The sequence below is a fragment of the Streptomyces rubellomurinus genome, from assembly GCF_000961885.1.
GTDB lineage: Bacteria > Actinomycetota > Actinomycetes > Streptomycetales > Streptomycetaceae > Kitasatospora > Kitasatospora rubellomurina.
The window spans coordinates 30,003-48,980 of record NZ_JZKH01000022.1; the positions used below are offsets into that span (position 1 = coordinate 30,003).

3 protein-coding genes are annotated in these 18,978 nt (G+C 74.3%); all 3 read right to left on the reverse strand.

Features of this window, described 5'->3' with window-relative positions; all coding sequences use genetic code 11:
• Nucleotides 1-52 precede the first annotated feature (52 nt).
• The 3 genes from VM95_RS13380 to VM95_RS13390 all read right to left on the reverse strand — a co-directional run bounded on the left by VM95_RS13380 (nucleotide 53) and on the right by VM95_RS13390 (nucleotide 18,931).
• Nucleotides 53-880, reverse strand: a complete 828-nt coding sequence (locus VM95_RS13380; protein ID WP_045696001.1) for an ABC transporter permease — start codon at nucleotides 878-880, stop codon at nucleotides 53-55.
• The gene (locus VM95_RS13385; protein ID WP_045696004.1) at nucleotides 877-1,830 is read right to left on the reverse strand and encodes a daunorubicin resistance protein DrrA family ABC transporter ATP-binding protein; all 954 of its coding nucleotides are present in this window, start codon (nucleotides 1,828-1,830) and stop codon (nucleotides 877-879) included. The genes VM95_RS13380 and VM95_RS13385 overlap by 4 nt, the downstream gene beginning before the upstream one ends.
• Nucleotides 1,831-1,981: 151 nt before the next feature.
• On the reverse strand, nucleotides 1,982-18,931 hold the full coding sequence (locus tag VM95_RS13390) for a non-ribosomal peptide synthetase (RefSeq protein ID WP_052707349.1): 16,950 nt from the start codon (nucleotides 18,929-18,931) through the stop codon (nucleotides 1,982-1,984).
• Nucleotides 18,932-18,978 lie beyond the last annotated feature (47 nt).

Consider the following 18,978-nt stretch of genomic DNA (forward strand, 5'->3'; position numbering starts at 1 on the left):
CGCCTCCCCCTCGCGGGGGAGGAGGGAAGCCCGAAGGCCCAGGTGGCCGCCATCACTTCCGTCGCAGGAAGAGCCGGAGCGCGATCGGGACGACGACCACCAGGATGGCCGCCGAGGCGAGCAGCGTGTAGATCGCCGGGGACGCGGCGGACTCGGCGCCCTTGGGGGCGAGCAGGGCGCGCACGGCGTCGGTGGTGTGGGTGACCGGGTTGATCTTCACCCAGGCCTGCAGCCAGCCCGGCAGCGTGTCGGTCGCCACGAGGGTGTTGTTCCCGAACGTCAGCGGGAGCAGCGCGAAGATGCCGATCGAGCTCATCGCCTCCGGCGTCTTGAGCAGCAGGCCGAGCACGACGGACACCCAGCACATGGCGAAGCTGAAGACCATGATCAGGGCGAGCGCGGCGAGCGTGGACAGCGGGTCGGTGGTGATCCGGAAGCCCAGCGCCATGCCGAAGCCGAGCACCAGGACGAACGAGATCACGTGGCGGACCAGGTCGCCCAGGATCGCGCCGACCAGCGGTGCGGAGCGGCCGATCGGCATGCTCCGGAACCGGTCGAAGATGCCGGTGTTGAGGTCGGTGGCCAGGCCCGTGCCGACGCTGGCGGTCAGCAGCGTCATCGACTGGACGATGATGCCGGGCAGGACGAACTGCAGGTAGTCGTGCCGGTTGCCCTGGATGGCGCCGCCGAACATGAACACGAACAGGAGCGTCAGCACCATCGGCTGGATCGCGGCAACGAAGATCTGCGCGGGTGAGATCTTCAGCTTGACCAGGTTGCGCCAGGCGAGGATCAGCCCCTGCCGGAACGCGGTGACCGGGGAAACCCGGGAGCGCACCGGCGGCCGGTCCAGCGGTGCCGTCCCCATCGCGGTCGTCATGCCACGGTCCTCTTCTCTTCGTCGGATCCACCGGTGAGGGTCAGGAACACCTCGTCCAGGCTCGCCTGTCGCAGGGCCAGCCCGGTCACCGCTATGCCGGCGTCGTCCAGTCGCCTGACCAGTGCGGGAAGCACGGAGGGGTCCTGGGTGGCCGCGGTGATCAGCCCGCCCTCGACGCTCGGGGCCCCGTTGCCGATCACCTCGGTGACGAGGCGCAGGGTGTCGTCCAGGAGCTGGGGGTCGGCCGGGCGGACCTCCACCGTCTGGCCGCCGACCTTCGCCTTGAGCTGGTCGGCGGTGCCCTGCGCGATCACCTTGCCGTGGTCGATGACGACCAGGTCGTCGGCCAACTGGTCGGCCTCCTCCAGGTACTGGGTGGTCAGCAGCACGGTCAGACCGTCGGCGACGAGTCCACGCACCGTCTCCCAGACGGCGCTGCGGCTGCGCGGGTCGAGGCCGGTGGTGGGCTCGTCGAGGCAGAGCACCGAGGGCTGCCCGACCAGGCTCGCCGCCAGGTCGAGCCGCCGGCGCATGCCGCCGGAGTAGCTGCCGGCGAGCTTGCCCGCGGAGTCGGTGAGGCCGAAGCGCTCCAGGAGCTCGTCGGAGCGGCGGCGGGCGGCCGACTTGGAGAGGCCGAGCAGCCGCCCGACCAGGACGAGGTTGTGCATTCCGGTCAGCTTCTCGTCGACCGCCGCGTACTGGCCGGTGACGCCGAGCAGGCTGCGGACCTCGTGGGCCTCCGTGGCGACGTCGTACCCGCAGATCCGTGCCCGGCCGGAATCGGCCTTCAGCAGGGTCGCGAGGATGCGGACCGTCGTGGTCTTCCCCGAGCCGTTCGGACCGAGCAGACCGAGCACGGTGCCGGGACGGACGGTGAAATCCACCCCGGCCAGTGCTTGCGTGTCGGAAAAACGCTTCGTCAGGTCCTCGACCTGGATGGCGTATTCCATCCTGTCCCTCCACCATCGATTACACGGCCCGGCACATGATCGCGTCGGGCCCTTCGTACTGTCGACCGCGTCTGCAGGAAACTGCCAGGGCGGGTTCCGCTCCCGGGCCGGCCGGGCGGTGGGCGGCCGGCCGGCCCGGGAGCGGGGGCTGTCAGAACTCCTCGAGCAGGCTCAGGTCGTCCTCGGACAGCTCCACCAGCGACAGGTCGATCCCGTCCTCGTCCTCGCCCGCGCCGCTCGGGTCGACGTCGTCCGCGCCGTCCGCCGGCGCCTCGGTCGCCACCCGGGCCAGGCCCGCGACGCTGCGCTGGGTGAAGACGTCCTGGGCGGTGATCAGCAGGCCCGCCGCGCGGGCCCGGCTGACCAGCTGGATGGAGATGATGCTGTCGCCGCCGAGCTCGAAGAAGCTGTCGTCGACGCCCACCTTCGGCAGCCCCAGCACCGTGGCGAACAGGTCCGCCAGGACCTCCTCGTTCGGCGTGCTCGGAGCCCGGCCGGAGGACACCCCGAGGTAGTCCGGAGCCGGCAGGGCCCGGCGGTCCAGCTTGCCGTTGGGCGTGACCGGCAGGGCCTCCAGCGGCACCAGGGCGCTGGGCACCATGTAGTCGGGCAGCTGCCCCCGCAGGTAGTCGCGCAGCGAGATCGCGAGCGCGCCGACGTCCCGCCGGGCGATCGGGTTGTTCACCCAGGCGCTCGGGTCGGTGGCCGCGCCGGCCGGCCGGTAGAGCGCGTCCCCGGGCAGGTCCGGGCTCAGCGAGAACACCACGTCGACGGTGTCGGCGGCCCCGCTGGACCAGGTGATGGCCGCGAAGTAGCCGTTGTCCTCGGCGAGTTGGTGGAACTGCTCCGGGTCGATGTCGGACGGCAGCGGTTGCCCCCCGGCGTGGAGCGCGACCACCTCGTCGAGCGGGCTGCCCGACTCCAGGGCGCGCATCGCGCCGATCTCCCGGGCCAGCCGGCCGTTCGGCGCCCCGGTCACCCGGAGCAGCGCGGGCCGCTCGTTCGCCAGCCGCTTGGTGAGCTGCTCGACGTCCAGCACCTCGACGCCCCAGCGCCAGTGGACGGTCGCCTCGGCGGCCGGCGCCGCGCCGTCCTTGCGCAGCACGACGTCGTAGCGGTGGCGGGTCAGCTCGTTGTGGTACTGGCCGCGCTTGATCCGGATGTCGATGTCGCCGATGCCGCCCCGGGAGGCCCGCAGCGCGGGGAAGTACTCCGGGTCGACCATCAGCTCCTTCTCCATCAGCACGCCCTGCTCAACCGCCCGGCGCAGCCCGGCCGTCGACTGCGTGGCCTCCGGGCCGTGCAGCTTGATGCCGGTCTGGAAGCAGCGCTGGAGCCGCAGGTTGCGGATGTCGCCGAGGAACACCGCCCCGCCCGGCACGACCAGGTCGAGCGCCTGCCGGATCACCTGCTCCAGGTAGTCGGCGTTGGGGAAGTACTGCGCCACCGAGTTGACCACCACCGTGTCGAAGAACCCGGTGGGCAGCCCGCTCAGGTCGTCGGCGGGCTGGGTGCGCAGCTCCACCCGGCCGGCGAGGGCGTCGATCCCGGCCACTTCGCCGCGCAGCGTCTCGATCGCCGCGTCGGAGAAGTCGGTGCCCCAGTACGCCTCGACGTGCGGCGCCACCTGGGAGAGGATCAGGCCGCTGCCGACGCCGAGTTCGAGGACCCGCTCCGGACGCAGCGCCATGATCCGCTCGACGGTGGCGGCCCGCCACTCGCGCATCTGCGGCAGCGGGATCGGCTGCCCGTCGTAACTGCTGCCCCAGCCGGTGAAGTTCTCGCCGAAGGCGGTGTCGACGGACTGGCTGTAGCCGTCGTCGAAGACCACCTGCCACTCGTCGATCTGCTCGCCCTCGTGCTCCTCGTCGCGTTCGGCGGCGGCGTCCTCCTCCATCGGCACGACGTAGCCCACCAGCTGGCGCTCGCCCGGGCGGTCCTCGCGGACCACGACGGCGGCCTGGCCGACCGCCGGGTGGCGCAGCAGCAGCGACTCGATCTCGCCCGGCTCGATCCGGAAGCCGCGCAGCTTGACCTGCTCGTCGACGCGGCCGACGAACTCCAGCTCGCCGTCCGCCCGCCAGCGCACCAGGTCGCCGGTGCGGTACATCCGCTCGCCCGGGGCGCCGAACGGGTCGGCGACGAACCGCTCGGCGGTCACGTCGGGCCGGTTGAGGTAGCCGCGGGCCAGCTGCACGCCGGTGGAGTAGAGCTCGCCGACCATGCCGACCGGCACCGGCTGGAGGTTCGTGTCCAGCACGTAGACCCGCGTGTTGGGCAGCGGCGCGCCGATCGGCGGCGTCTGCGCGCCGGCCAGCGGCCGGCTCATGGTGGTGCACACCGTCATCTCGGTCGGGCCGTACGCGTTGATCATGCGGCGGCCCGCGGACCAGGTCTCGACGAGCTCCGGGGAGCACGCCTCGCCGGCCACCGCCACGGTGGTGAGCGAGCCCAGGCTGTCGGCCGGCATGACCTTCAGGGCCACCGGCGGCAGGATGGCGTGGGTGGCGCCGGTCTCGGCGACCAGCTCGGCCAGGGCCACGCCGGGCACCAGCCGCTCGGCGGGCGCCAGCACCAGGGTGGCGCCGGTCAGCAGCGTGACGCTCAGCTCGCAGAACGCGGCGTCGAAGCTCGGCGAGGCGAACTGCAGCATCCGGCTGTCCGGCGTCACGGCGAACCGCTCGCGCTTCGCGCTCGCAAGGTTCGACACGCCCCGGTGCGAGACCACGACGCCCTTGGGGCGCCCGGTCGACCCCGACGTGTAGATGACGTAGGCCGCGTTGCCCAGCCGGAGCGGCCCGTCGCGCCGGTCGGCGTCGGTCAGGTCCGCCGGGCTGAGCGCGGCCACCGCGGCTTCGGTGTCCGGGTCGTCGAGCAGAGTGCGGGCGATGCCCCGGGCGTCCTCGGGCAGCTCGGCGGCGGTCGCCGACCGGGTGACCAGCCGTGCGGGCCGGGCGTCGGTCAGCATGTAGCCGATCCGGTCCTGCGGGTAGCTCGGGTCCACCGGGAGGTAGGCGGCCCCGGTCTTGGACACCGCGAGGAGGGCGACCACCAGGTCGACCGAGCGGGGCAGCGCCAGCGCGACCAGGTCCTCGGCGCCGATGCCCCGGGCGGCCAGGTGCCGGGCGAGCCGGTTGGCCCGGGCGTTCAGCTGCGCGTACGTCAGCCGCTCGCCCTCGTAGACCAGCGCCGTGGCCTCGGGGGCGAGCGCCACCCGGGCCTCGAACAGCTCGGGCAGCGTGCCGACCGGGAGGTCGGCGGCGGTGTCGTTCCACTCCCGCAGCGTCGCGTCGCGTTCCGCACGGCCCAGCAGGGCGATCCGGCCGATCGGCAGGTCGGGCCGGGCCGCCGCGCCGTCGAGCAGTCGGACGAACCACTCGGCCAGCCGCTGCACGGTCGCCTCGTCGAACAGGTCGGTGCTGAACTCGATGTAGCCGTCCAGCCCCTCGCCGGTGCCGTCCGCCGACAGCGCCTCGCGGAAGCTGAACAGCAGGTCGAAGCGGGCCACCTGCATGCCGATCGGCTGCGGGACGCACTCCAGGCCGTCCAGCCGCCAGTCGGCCTTGTCGTTGTTCTCCAGGCCGAGCGCGACCTGGAAGAGCGGGTGCCGGGCCGTGGACCGGGCCGGGTTCAGGATCTCCACCAGCCGCTCGAACGGCATGTCCTGGTGGGCGTAGGCCGCCAGGTCGGTGACCCGGACACGCTCCAGCAGCTCGCGGAAGCTCGGGTCGCCGGAGGTGTCGGTGCGCAGCACCAGCGTGTTGACGAAGAAGCCGACCAGCTCGTCCAGCGCCTCGTCGGTGCGGCCCGCGATGGCGCTGCCGATCGGGATGTCGGTGCCGGCGCCCATCCGGGTCAGCAGCGCCGCGATGCCCGACTGCAGCACCATGTACAGGGTGGCGCCGCGCTCCCGGGCCAGCGCGGTCAGCGCCCGGTGGGTCTCCGGCTTGACGGAGAGCAGCACACCGCCGCCGCGGTAGCTCGGCGCGGCCGGCCGCGGGCGGTCGGCGGGCAGCTCCAGCTCGTCCGGGATCCCCGTCAACTGGTCGGTCCAGTAGGCGAGTTGGTTGGAGATCTGGCTGTCCGGATCGGCCTCGGAGCCGAGCAGCTCGTGCTGCCACAGCGTGTAGTCGGCGTACTGCACCGGCAGCGGGGCCCAGCCGGGGGCGTCGCCCGCGCGACGGGCGGCGTAGGCGGCGGTGAGGTCGTTCGCGAGCGGGACCAGCGACCAGCCGTCGGCGACGATGTGGTGCAGGACGAGCAGCAGCACCGCCCGGTCGGGGCCCAGCACGAACAGGTGGGCCCGCAGCGGGGTCTCGGCCTCCAGGTCGAAACCGCGGGTCGAGGCGGCGGTCACCGCCTCCTGCAGCTGTTCCTCGGTCAGCTCCCGTACCTGCAGCTCGGCCCTGCCCTCCTGGAGCGACAGGACGCGCTGGCGCGGCACCCCGGCGACCTCCGGGAACACGGTGCGCAGGCTCTCGTGCCGCTCGACCAGGTCGTCCAGCGCGCCCTGCAGGGCCACCCGGTCGAGTGCGCCGGTCAGCCGCATCGCGTACGGCATCAGGTAGGTCGAGCTCTGCCCGTCGAAGCGGTTGATGAACCAGAGCCGGCGCTGGGCGAAGGAGAGCGGGACGTCGTAGGGGCGCGGCATCGGGCGCAGCGCCGTGCGGGCCCGGTGGGCGACGCCGAGCTGCTCGGCCAGTGCCGCCACGGTGGGCGCCTCGAACAGCACCCGGATCGGCACCTCGGCGTCGAAGGCCGTGCGGACCCGGCTGATCAGCTTGGTCGCCAGCAGCGAGTGGCCGCCCAGGTCGAAGAAGCTCTCGTCGATCCCGACCTCGGACCGGCCCAGCACCTCGGCGAAGAGCCGGCAGAGGATCTCCTCCTCGGGCGTGCGGGCCGGGCGGCCGGCGGCGCCGTGGGAGAGCTGAGGCGCGGGCAGGGCCCGGCGGTCCAGCTTGCCGTTCGAGGTGAGCGGCAGGGTCTCCAGGACGACGAAGGCCGAGGGCACCATGTAGTCGGGCAGCGCGTCGGCGACGGCGGCGCGCAGACCGGCCTGGTCGGGTGTGCGGCCCGCGGTCGGCACCACGTACGCCACCAGGCGCTTGTCCCCGGGAACGTCCTCGCGGACGAGGACGGCGGCCTGGCCCACGCCGGGAGCGGCGGCGACGGCGGCTTCGACCTCGCCGAGTTCGATCCGGAAGCCGCGGATCTTGACCTGGTCGTCGGCACGGCCGACGTACTCCAGCCGGCCGTCCCCGCTCCAGCGCACCACGTCCCCGGTGCGGTACATCCGGGTGCCGGGGGCACCGAACGGGTCGGCGACGAAGCGCTCGGCGCTCAGGCCGGGGCGGCCCAGGTAGCCGCGGGCCAGGCCGCGGCCCGCCACGTACAGCTCGGCGGGCACCCCGGGCAGGGCCGGGCGCAGCGCGGAGTCCAGCACGTACAGCGCCAGGTCCGGGATGGCGCTGCCGATGCCGCCCGGGGCGGCGCCGGCGGCGCCCGCCTCGGTGAGTTCCGTGTGGGTCACGTGCACGGTGGTCTCGGTGATCCCGTACATGTTGACCAGCCGGGGCGCGTCGTCCGCGTGCCGCTCGTACCAGCCGGCCAGGCGGCGGGAGTCCAGCGCCTCGCCGCCGAAGACGACGTGGCGCAGGGTCAGTTGCCGGCCGGTCTCCGGGGCTTCCTCGTCGGCCTGCGCCAACTGGTAGAAGGCGGACGGGGTCTGGTTGAGCACGGTGACACGCTCGCGCACCAGCAGCCGCAGGAACTCCTCGGGCGAGCGGGAGACGGTGTGCGGGACGACGACCAGGCGGCCGCCGTGCAGCAGGGCGCCCCACAGCTCCCAGACGGAGAAGTCGAAGGCGTAGGAGTGGAAGAGCGTCCAGACGTCGTCGGCGCCGAAGTGGAACCAGTGGTCGGTGGCGCCGAACAGCCCGGTCACGTTGCCGTGCGGCACCACGACGCCCTTGGGACGGCCGGTCGACCCGGAGGTGTAGATCACGTAGGCGGCGTTCGCCGCGGACAGCACCGCCGTGCGCTCGCCGTCCCGCAGGTCCTCGGGCGAGAGCCCGTCCAGGGCGGCGGCCGTGTCGGCGGCGTCGACGTCGATCCGGGCCACGCCCTCGGCGAGGTCGGTGGCGACGCCGGTGGCGGAGAGCACCAGCGTGGGCCGGGAGTCGGCGACCATGAAGGCCACCCGGTCCGCCGGATAGTCCGGGTCCACCGGCACGTAGGCCGCGCCGGCCTTCACCACGGCGAGCAGCGCGACCACCAGGTCCACGCCGCGCGGCAGGGCCACGGCCACGAAGCGCTCCGGGCCGGCACCGTGCGCGGCGAGCAGCCGGGCCAGCCGGTTGGCCCGGGCGTTCAGCTCCGCGTACGTCAGCCGCTGCTCGTCGCAGACCACCGCGACCCGGTCGCCGTCGCGGCCGACGGCCGCCTCGAACAGCTCGGCGAGGGTGGCCCGCGGCGCGGCGACGGCCTTCCGGTCCGCGCCGCCCCACTCGACCAGCAGGCGGTCCAGCTCGTCCGGGGCGACCGTCTCCAGACGGCCGACCGGCAGCTCCGGGGTGGCGACGGCGGTCTCCAGCAGCCGTACCAGGCGCTCGGCCAGTTCCTCGGTGCGCGCCGGAGTGAGTACGTCGGGGCGGTAGTTGAAGCGCAGGTTGAGTCGCGCGCCGGGGACGGCGATCAGCGAGAGCGCGTAGTGGGTGGCGTCGCGGCCCTCCGCACCGACCACCGTCAGCCCGGTGCCCGGCAGGTCGAGCACGCTCGGGTCCAGCGGGTAGTTCTCGAACACCACCAGGGTGTCGAAGAGTTCACCGCCGCCGGTGAGCCGCTGGATGTCGGTGAGCGACAGGTGCTGGTGTCCGAGCAGGTCCGCCTGGTCGCCCTGCAGGCGCACCAGCAGGTCCTGGAGCGGCTCGGCGGGGTCGACGGCGACTCGGACGGGCAGGGTGTTGATGAACAGCCCCACCATCCGCTCCACGTCCGCCAGCTCCGGCGGCCGACCGGCCGCGGTGGTGCCGAACACCACGTCGTCGCGCCCGGTCAGACGGCCCAGCAGCAGCGCCCAGGCGCCCTGCAGGACGGTGTTCACGGTGACGCCCAGGCGTCGGGCCAGCGCGCCCAGCGCCGCCGTCAGCTCCTCGGTCAGGTCGACGGTCACCCGCTCGGGCAGCACCGCCGTCCGCCCAGGCACGTACGGGGCGATCCGGGTCGGCTCCGTGACGTCCTCCAAGGCCACCGTCCAGGCGCGCTCGGCCTCGCCGCGGTCCTGCCCGGACAGCCACTCCAGGTAGTCGCGGTACGGCGGTACCGGCGGCAGGCCGGAGCCGTCGCCGCGCCGCGCGTACAGCGCGAACAGCTCCTGCACCAGCAGCGGGACGGACCAGCCGTCCAGCAGGATGTGGTGGTTGGTCAGCACGAGCCGGTGGCTGCGCTCGCCGGTGCGGATCAGGGTGAAGCGGACCAGCGGCGGGCGGGCCAGGTCGAAGCGGCGCTCCCGGTCCTCGGCCACCAGTCGCTCGACCTCCCGCGCGTGCCGCTCCCGCGGCAGCGCGGTCAGGTCGTGGTCGTGCCACTCCAGCGGCACCTCGCGCAGCACGACCTGCACCGGCTGCTCCAGGCCCTCCTGGACGAATCCGGCGCGCAGCGAGGCGTGCCTGGCCAGCAGGGCGCGGGCGGAGGCGCGCAGGGCCTCGGCGTCCAGCTCCCCCTCGAGGTCGAAGAGCAGCTGCACGTTGTAGACGTCCGGGCCGCTGTCGTCGTACAGCGAGTGGAAGAGCAGGCCCTCCTGCAGCGGGGCCAGCGGCAGGACGTCGGCCAGCTCGCCGCCGGCCTGGAGCCGGTCGAGCTCGGCCTGGCGGATCCGCACCAGCGGCAGGTCGGAGGGGGTCAGCGCGGCCCGGTCGGTCCGCCCGGTGCGGCCCACCAGGGCGGTGAGGACGGCGAACCACGCCTCGGCGAGCTCGCGCACGTCCTCCTCGCCGAACAGGCCGTCGGGCCAGGTCCAGGTCGCGGTCAGGTGCGGGCCGTCGTGCCGGTCCTCGGTGAGCGCGACCAGCTCCAGCGGGTGCGAGAACGGCATCGCCGGATCCCCGGAGCCGCCCAGCGCGTCGCCCGAGGTGGTCTCCCAGCCGGGCACGCCCAGCGGGCTCTGCGCGGCGAAGCGGCCGAGGTAGTTGAAGCCGATCTGCGCCGCGGGCAGGGTGGCCAGCATCGGGCCGGTCTGCGGGTTGAGGTGGCGCAGCAGGCCGAAGCCGATGCCGTTGTCGGGGACGGCGAGCAGCTGCTCCTTGACCCGCATGACGGCCGCGCCGAGGGCGTCGCCGCCGGCCAGCGCCTCGGCCCACTCGACCGGGCCGGGGGCGATCCGGACGGGGTAGAGGCTGGTGAACCAGCCGATGGTGCGGGAGAGGTCGGCGCCCGGCACGATCTCCTCGCGGCCGTGCCCCTCCAGGTCGACCAGCAGGGTGCCGTCGCCGTCGCGGCCGCGGCGGACGCGCCACTGCTCGGCGGCGAGGGCGAGCGCGGTCAGCAGCACGTCGTTGATCCGGCCGTTGAACGCGCCGGGCACGGTGGTGAGCAGCGGGGCGGTGAGCTCCGCGGGCAGCGTGAGGCTGATCGAACGGGCGTGGGCCGCCACGTCCTTGGTGCGGTCGAGCGGGCGGTCGGCCAGGGCCGGGTCGCCGGCGCCCACCGCTTCGGCCCAGAACTGCAGTTCGTTCAGCCGGGCGGGGTCCTGGGCGAGCGCGGTCAGCTGCTCGGACCAGCGGCGCAGCGAGGTGCCCACCGGCTGCAGGCGCGGGGCGCGCCCCTGCGCGGCGTCCTGCCACGCCTCGGCGAGGTCGGGCAGCAGGATCCGCCAGGAGACGCCGTCGACCACGAGGTGGTGGGCGACGAGCAGCAGCCGGCCGGGGCGGTCCGCTCCCGCGTCGAACCAGACGGCCTGCAGCATGGTGCCGGCCTCGGGGGCCAGCCGGGTGCGGGCGGCCTCCTCCTCCGTGGCGATCAGGGTGTCCAGCGCCTGCTCGTCCAGGTCGTGGGCCGGGACGTGGCGCAGCACCTCGGCCGCCGGGACGGAGCCGCGGGCGGTGGTCTCCAGGCCCCAGATGATGCCGCCGGTACGGGTCAGCCGCAGGCGCAGCGCGTCGTGGTGGTCGATCACGGCCTGGAGCGCGGTCCGCAGCTGCGCGAGGTCGAGCGCGGCGGGCACCCGCAGCAGCATGGACTGGCTGAACGCGTCGATGGGGGCGGCGCGTTCGCGCAGCCAGTGGACGATCGGGGTCAGCGACACGGCGCCGATGCCGTCGTCCGCCGGGGTGTCGGGAGCGTCCTCGTCGATGGTCTGGGCCACGGCGGCCAGTGCCTCCACAGTCTTGTGCGCGAACACGTCGCGCGGGGTGAACACCAGGCCCGCGCGGCGGGCCCGGGTGACGAGCTGGATGGAGACGATGCTGTCCCCGCCCAGGTCGAAGAAGCTGTCGCCGGTGCCGACCCGGTCGAGCCCGAGGGCCTCGGCGAACAGACGGCACATCAGCTCTTCGGTGGGGTTGCCCGGTGCCCGGCCGTCGCCGGCCGCCTCGTACGCGGGGGCCGGCAGCGCCTTGCGGTCCAGCTTCCCGTGCGGGGTGAGGGGCAGCGCGGCCAGGACCACGCAGGCCGAGGGCACCATGTACTCCGGCAGTGCGGCCGCCGCGTGGACGCGCAGCTCGGCCCCGGTGAGCCCGGCGCCGTCCGCGGGCACCGCGTAGGCCACTAGCCGCTTGACGCCGGGGGCGTCCTCGCGGACCACGACGGCGACCCGGGCCACGGCGGGGTGGGCGGCGAGGACCGTCTCGATCTCGCCCGGCTCGATCCGGAAACCGCGGACCTTCACCTGCTCGTCGGTGCGGCCCAGGAAGTCCAGGTCACCGTCCGGACGCCGGCGCACCAGGTCGCCGGTGCGGTACATCCGGGTGCCGGGGGCGCCGAACGGGTCGGCGACGAAGCGCTCGGCGGTCAGCCCGGCGCGGCCCAGGTAGCCGCGGGCCAGGCCGGCGCCGGTGACGTACAGCTCGCCCGCGACGCCGACCGGCACCGGGGCGAGGTCCGGCCCGAGCACGTAGACCCGGGTGTTGTCGATCGGGCCCCCGATCGAGGGCGCGGTGCCGTCCGGGGTGAGCGGGGCGCTCATGGTCGCGGCGACGGTGACCTCGGTGGGCCCGTACGCGTTGATCATCCGGCGGCCCGGCGCCCAGGCCGCGACCAGTTCCGGCGAGCAGGCGTCACCGCCGACGACCAGGGTGCGCAGCTCCGGGAACCCGGCGGCGGGCAGCCCGGCCAGGGCCGCGGGCGGGATCAGCGTGTGGCTGATCCGCCGCCCGGCGAGCACCTCGCCGAGGAGTTCCCCGGCCAGCGGCCCGGCCGGGGGCACCACCAGGGCGGCGCCCGCGGGCAGGGCCATGCACAGCTCCAGCACCGACGCGTCGAAGCTCGGCGAGGCGAACATCAGCACCCGGCTGTCCGGAGTGACGTCGAAGCGCCTGGCCTCGGCGGCGGAGAAGCTCGCGAGACCGCTGTGCGTGACGGCGACGCCCTTGGGGCGCCCGGTGGACCCGGAGGTGTAGATGACGTACGCGGTGTTGAGGACGGACACGGGCGCGGTGCGGTCGGCGTCCGTCAGGTCGCCGTCGCCCTGCCGCTCCAGCTCGGCCAGGGTCGTGGCGTCGTCGAGCGCCAGCCACAGCGTCTCGGAGCGGTCGGCCGTGCCGGTGCCCTCCGGGGACAGCGCGCCGAGGTCGCCGGCGGTCAGCACGACGGCCGGGCGGGCGTCCTCCAGCATGAAGACGATCCGGTCCAGCGGGTGCTGCGGGTCGACCGGCAGGTACGCGGCGCCGGTCTTGAGGACGGCGAGCTCGGCCACCACCAGGTCGGCCGAGCGCGGCAGCAGCAGTGCGGCGGTGCGCTCCGGCCCCAGGCCCCGGGCGGCCAGCAGCCGGGCGAGGCGGTTGGCCCTCCGGTTCAGCTCCGCGTAGGTGTGGGTGCCGCCCTCGAAGTCGACCGCGACGGCGTCGGGCGTGCGGGCCACCTGGGCCTCGACCAGCTGCGCCAGGGTGGCGGGTTCGACCGGCCGCTCGGTGGCGTTCCACTCGACGAGCAGCCGGTGCCGCTCCTCCGGCGCCAGTGCGTCGGTGCGGGCGACCCGCTGCTCCGGGGCAGCGACCACGGTGGCCAGCAGCTGCCGCAGCCGGTCGGCGATCCGCTCGACCTCCGCGCGGCCGAACACGTCAGGGCGGTACTGCAGGCGCAGCCGCATCCGGGTGCCGGGGATCGCGGTGAGCGTGAGCGGGTAGTGGGCGGCGTCGCGGCCGTCCACGTCGGTGACGCGCAGGCTGCCGGACGGCGAGGTGAGGTCCGCGAAGCCGAGCGGGTAGTTCTCGAACACCGCCAGGGTGTCGAAGAGTTCACCGAGTCCGGTGAGCCGCTGGATCTCCGCGAGCCCGAGGTGGTGGTGGTCCATCAGCTGCGACTGCTCGTCCTGGAACCGGGTGAGCGTCTCCAGCAGGGTCTCGCCCGGGGCCAGCCGCAGCCGCACCGGCAGGGTGTTGATGAACAGGCCGAGGGTGTGCTCGATCCCGGTCATCTGCGGTGGCCGCCCGGAGACGGTCGTGCCGAACACCACGTCGTCGCGGCCGGTCAGCCGGGCGAGCAGAAGCGCCCACGAGCCCTGGAGGACGGTGCTGAGGGTCAGGCCGCAGGAGCGGGCGCGGGCGGTCAGCTCCGCGGTGAACTCCTCGGGCAGCTCGACCATCAGCTGCTCGGGCGCGGCGACGCCGGCGGCGGCCGCGCCGGCCAGCAGGGTCGGCTCGGTCACGCCGTCCAGCGCGGCCGCCCAGGCCTGCCGCGCGGGCGGCTCGTCCTGCTGGGCCAGCCAGGCCAGGTAGTCGCGGTACGGGGTGACGCGCGGCAGTGCCGCGGCGTCGCCCCGGGTGTCGTACAGGGACAGGAGTTCGCGCACCAGCGCGGCCATCGACCAGCCGTCCATCAGCACGTGGTGGCTGGTGAAGAGCAGCAGGCTGCGCTCGGCGGCCAGCCGCACCAGGGTGAACCGCAGCAGCGGCGGGTGGGCGGGGTCGAAGCGGCGGGCGCGGTCCTCGTCGAGGATCCGGGTGAGCTCCGCGTCCTGCCGCTCGCCGTGCAGCGCGGTCAGGTCGAGCAACTCCCAGGGCACCTCGGTGGCGCCCGGGTAGATCTGGACCGGTGTGTTCGCCCCGGTGAGGCGGAATCCGGCGCCCAGGTTGGGATGACGGCGCAGCAGGGCGTCGGTGGCGGCTCGCAGCGCGGCGGTGTCGACGGCGCCGGCCAGCTCGAACAGGAACTGGACGCAGTACACGTCCGGCGCCTGGTCGTCGTACAGGGTGTGGAACAGCAGCCCCTCCTGCAGCGGCGCGAGCGGCAGCACGTCGGCCAACTGCGGGAAGGCCCCCTCCAGTTCGTCGATGTCGGCTTGGCCGAGCGGGACCAGCGGCAGGTCCGAGGGGGTGCGGCCGCCGCTGCCCGGGCGGTCGGCGTGCGCGGCGAGCGCGGTCAGCGCCTCGAACCAGCCCTCGGCGAGGGCGCGCAGCTCCCGCTCGGGGAGCACCGCGTCCGGCCAGGACCAGTGGGCGACCAGCCGCGGTCCCTCGGCACGGTCCTCGGCGAGCGCGTTGACCTCGATGGCGTGGGCCACCGGCATCGCCGGGTCGGCGGCGCCGCGCAGACCGCCCTCGGGGGCGGGCGCCCAGGCGGTGTCCTCGCCGGCCGCGGAACCGGCGAAGCGGCCGAGGTAGTTGAAGCCGATCTGCGGGGTGGCCAGGCCGGCCAGGGCCCCGGCGGTCTCCGGGTTGAGGTGGCGCAGCAGCCCGTGGCCGAGGCCGCCCAGCGGCAGGGCCCGCAGCTGCTCCTTGACCCGCTTGAGGGCCGTGCCCGGGTCCGTGGTGGCCGGGTCCAGGCGCACTGGGAAGATGCTGGTGAACCAGCCGACCGTACGGGACAGGTCGACGCCGTCGAAGAGGTCCTCGCGGCCGTGGCTCTCCAGGTCCACCAGGACGGCGGTGTCCCGGCTGCCGGTGCGGCTCTCGCGCCACCGGGCGACGGCCAGGGCCAGTCCGGTGAGCAGCACGTCGTTGATCCCGGCGTGGTAGGCCGGGGGAACGCGGGTCAGCAGCGCCTCGGTGACGGCGGCGGGCAGAGTGAGGGTGAGGGTACGGGTGGTGGCCCCGGTGTCCCGCGCCCGGTCCAGCGGCCGGTCGGTGAGCAGCGGGTCGGGGGCCGCCAACTGGTCTGTCCAGCGGGAGAGTTCGGCGGTCTGCGCGGGCTCCTGGGCGAGCTCGCTGAGGCGTCGGGCCCAGCTGCGCAGCGAGGTCGTGGCGCGAAGCGGCGCGGGGGTGCCGGCGGTGGCGCCCTCCCAGGCCTGCCGCAGGTCGGGCAGCAGGATCCGCCAGGAGACGCCGTCGACGACGAGGTGATGGGCGACGATCAGCAGCCGGCCGGTCCGGCCGGGCCCGGCGTCGAACCAGACGGCCTGCAGCATCACGCCCTCGGTCGGGGCCAGTCGGGCGACGGCGGCCGCGTGCTCGCGTTCGATGAGCGCCGCGAGGCCGGCGGTGTCGGTGCCCGTCGCGTCGACGTGCCGCAGCAGTTCGGCGGCCGCGACGCTGCCGCGCGGGCCGGCGGTGAGCGTCCACTCGGTGTCCCCGGCGGTGCGGGACAGGCGCAGCCGCAGCGCGTCGTGGGCGTCCAGGACGGTCTGCAGTGCCGCCGCCAGCCGCTCGCGGCCGGGCTCGGCGGGTGCGGTGACCAGCATGGACTGGTGGTAGCCGTCGATCGGTCCGCCGCGCTCGCGCAGCCAGTGCACGATCGGGGTCAGCGGGACCTCGCCGGTCCCGTCGTCCGAACCGGCGTCGAAGGGGGTTTCGATGCCCTCCTCGGCGGCCTCGGCGAGCGCGGCCGGGGTCTTGCCCGCGAACACGTCCCGGGTCCGCAGCACCAGCCCCCGCTCGCGGGCGGTGCTGACCAGCCGGATGGCGATGATGCTGTCGCCGCCGAGGTCGAAGAAGTTGTCGTCCGGGCCCACTCCGGGCAGGCCGAGGGCGTCGGCGACCAGCTCGCACAGCACCCGCTCGCGCTCGGTGCGCGGCTCCCGGGCGGACGCCGTGACGGTGATCTCGGGCGCGGGCAGCGCCTTGCGGTCGAGCTTGCCGTTGGAGGTCAGCGGCAGGGCGTCGAGCTGCACGAAGGCGGCCGGGACCATGTACGAGGGCAGGCCGGCGGCCGCGTGGTCGCGCAGGTCGGCGGTGCTCGGCCGCTGCCCGGGCTCGGGCACCAGGTAGGCGACCAGGCGCTTGTCGCCGGGCCGGTCCTCGCGGACCACCACGGCGGCCTCGGCGACCAGCGGGTGGGACAGGACGGCGGCCTCGGCCTCGCCCAGTTCGATCCGGAAGCCACGGATCTTGACCTGCTGGTCCGCGCGGCCGAGGTACTCCAGCTGCCCGTCGGCGGCCCAGCGGGCCACGTCGCCCGAGCGGTACATCCGGGTACCGGGGTCGCCGAAGGGGTCGGCGACGAAGCGCTCGGCGCTCAGCGCGGGGCGGCCCAGGTAGCCGCGGGCCAGGCCCTCGCCGGCGATGTACAGTTCCCCGGCGGTGCCGGTCGGGGCGGGGCGCAGCGCGCTGTCGAGCACGTACACCCGCAGGTCCGGGATGCCCCGGCCGATGACGCTGCCGCGCCCGGCGGCGGCGGTCGCGCGGTCCAGCGCCACGTAGCTGACGTGCACGGTGGTCTCGGTGATGCCGTACATGTTGATCAGCAGCGGCGCGGTGTCCGGGTGGCGGTCGTACCACTCCTGGAGCCGGCTCAGCTCCAGCGCCTCGCCGCCGAACACCACGGCCCGCAGGGCCAGCGACGCCGGCTCGGGGCGGCGGCGCTCGGCCTGGACCAGCTGGTAGAACGCGGACGGCGTCTGGTTCAGGACCGTGACCCGCTCGCGCTCCAGGAGCGCGACGAAGTCCTCGGGGGAGCGGCTGACCGCGAACGGCACCACGACCAGCCGGCCGCCGTGCAGCAGGGCGCCCCACAGCTCCCAGACGGAGAAGTCGAAGGCGTAGGAGTGGAACAGCGTCCACACGTCGTCGGGCCCGAAGCCGAACCAGTGGTCGGTGGCGCCGAACAGGCGCACCACGTTGCGGTGCGGCACCACGACGCCCTTGGGACGGCCGGTGGAGCCGGAGGTGTAGATGACGTAGGCCGGGTTCCGGGGCTCGGCGACGGCGGCCCGGTCGTGGGCCGGGTGGCGGGCCAGCCGGTCGGCGGTGTCCGCGGCGTCGAGGTCCAGCCGGGGCACCTCGACGTCCTCGGGGACGGTCAGCTCGACGCCGGTGGCGGTCAGCAGCAGCGTCGGGGCGGCGTCCCGGAGCATGTAGGCGATCCGGTCGGCCGGGTAGTCGGGGTCGATCGGCAGGTAGGCGGCGCCGGCCTTGAGCACGGCGAGCAGGGCGACCACCAGTTCGGTGCCGCGGGGCAGGGCGATCGCCACGAACTGCTCGGGCCGTACGCCCCGGTCGGTCAGCTCCGCGGCGAGGCGGTTGGCCCGCTCGTTCAGCTCCCGGTACGTCAGCCGCTCCTCGCCGCACACCACGGCCGTGCGATCGGGGAAGGCCGCGGCACGGGTCTCGAACAGCGCGGGCAGGGTGGTGGCGGCGGGGTCGTCGGTGTCCTCCTCGCCGCTGCCCCACTCGACCAGGATCCGGCGCAGCTCGGTCTCGCCCACCAGGTCGACGCGGCCCAGCAGGGTGTCGGGGCCGACGGCGGAGAGGTTCTGCAGCAGGGTGAGGAAGTGCTCCTGGTGGTCGGCCAGTTCGGGGCCGTAGCGCTCGGGGTTGGCGTCGAAGTCGATCCGCAGCCCGCCGTCGCGGGTGCGGTCGTAGACGATCACCGACATGTCGTCGGCGGGGCCGATCGCCAGGTTGTGGCCGGTGGAGGCGTGCCCGCCGAAGGTCAGGTCGTAGTCGAACATCATGATGTTGACCTGCGGGCCGACCAACGGCTGGTCGGAGGCGAGGAGTCTGAGGTCGCGGCGCATCTCCTCGAAGCGGTAGCGCTGGTGGCGCATCGCGTTGCGCATCTGCGCGGAGACGTGGTGCAGCAGGTCGGCGACCGTCATGTCGGGGCGCACGGTCACCCGCAGCGGCAGCACGTTGGAGACCATGCCGGGCACCTTGCGGCCGACCGCGCCCAGGCGGGTGGTGACGGGCAGGCCGAGGACGACCTCGGGCGCGCCGGTCATCCGCTGCAACTGCAGCGCGGTGGCCGCGATGATCAGGGACGGCCAGGTGACGGCGGCCTCCCGGGCGGTCTCGCGAAGCCGGTCGGCGCTCGCGGCGTCCAGGTGGACGGTGCGCCGCTCCAGGCTGCGGGCGGTGCGAGGGGTGGTGCCGGAGAGGCTGGGCAGTTCCTCCGGCAGGTCGGCCAGGGCGCCGTTCCAGTAGGCGCGGTCGCGCTCGTGCTTGTCGCCGGCGAGGTACTCGGCCTCGGCGGCCAGCAGGTCGGCCAGCGGGGCGAACGGGCTCGGCCCGATCGGCCCGCCCGCGGCCAGCTCGGAGTACGTCTGGGCGACCCGCTGGGCGATCATGGCCACGGTGAAGCCGTCCACCAGGATGTGGTGGTAGCGGTGCAGCCAGAACCAGTGGTCGTCGGCGGCCCGGAACAGGGCGAAGCGGAACAGCCGGTCGCTCTCCAGGTCCAGCGGCACGGCCAGGTCGGCGCGGCCCCAGGCCTCGACCGCGGCCACCGGATCGGCTTCGGCGCTGACGTCGACGAGATCGAGGGACCACGCGGGGTCGGGATCGAGGGTCTGTACGGCGGTGCGGCCGTCGGTGCTGAACCGGGCGCGCAGGGTCTCGGCCTCGGCGACCGTCCGGCGCAGCGCCGTCTCGAAGAGCTCGGGGTCCACGGGGCCGTGGATCTCCAGGAACTCGCCGGTGTTGTAGATGGTGTTGGCCGGGTCGAGCTGCTGGGCGAACCAGATGCCGGCCTGCGCGGACGTCAGGGGAAGTGCGGAGTCGTGATGGTCGGACATGGTGCGGAAGTCCCTCAAATCCGTCGAGGCCGGAAGCCGTGCCGGGC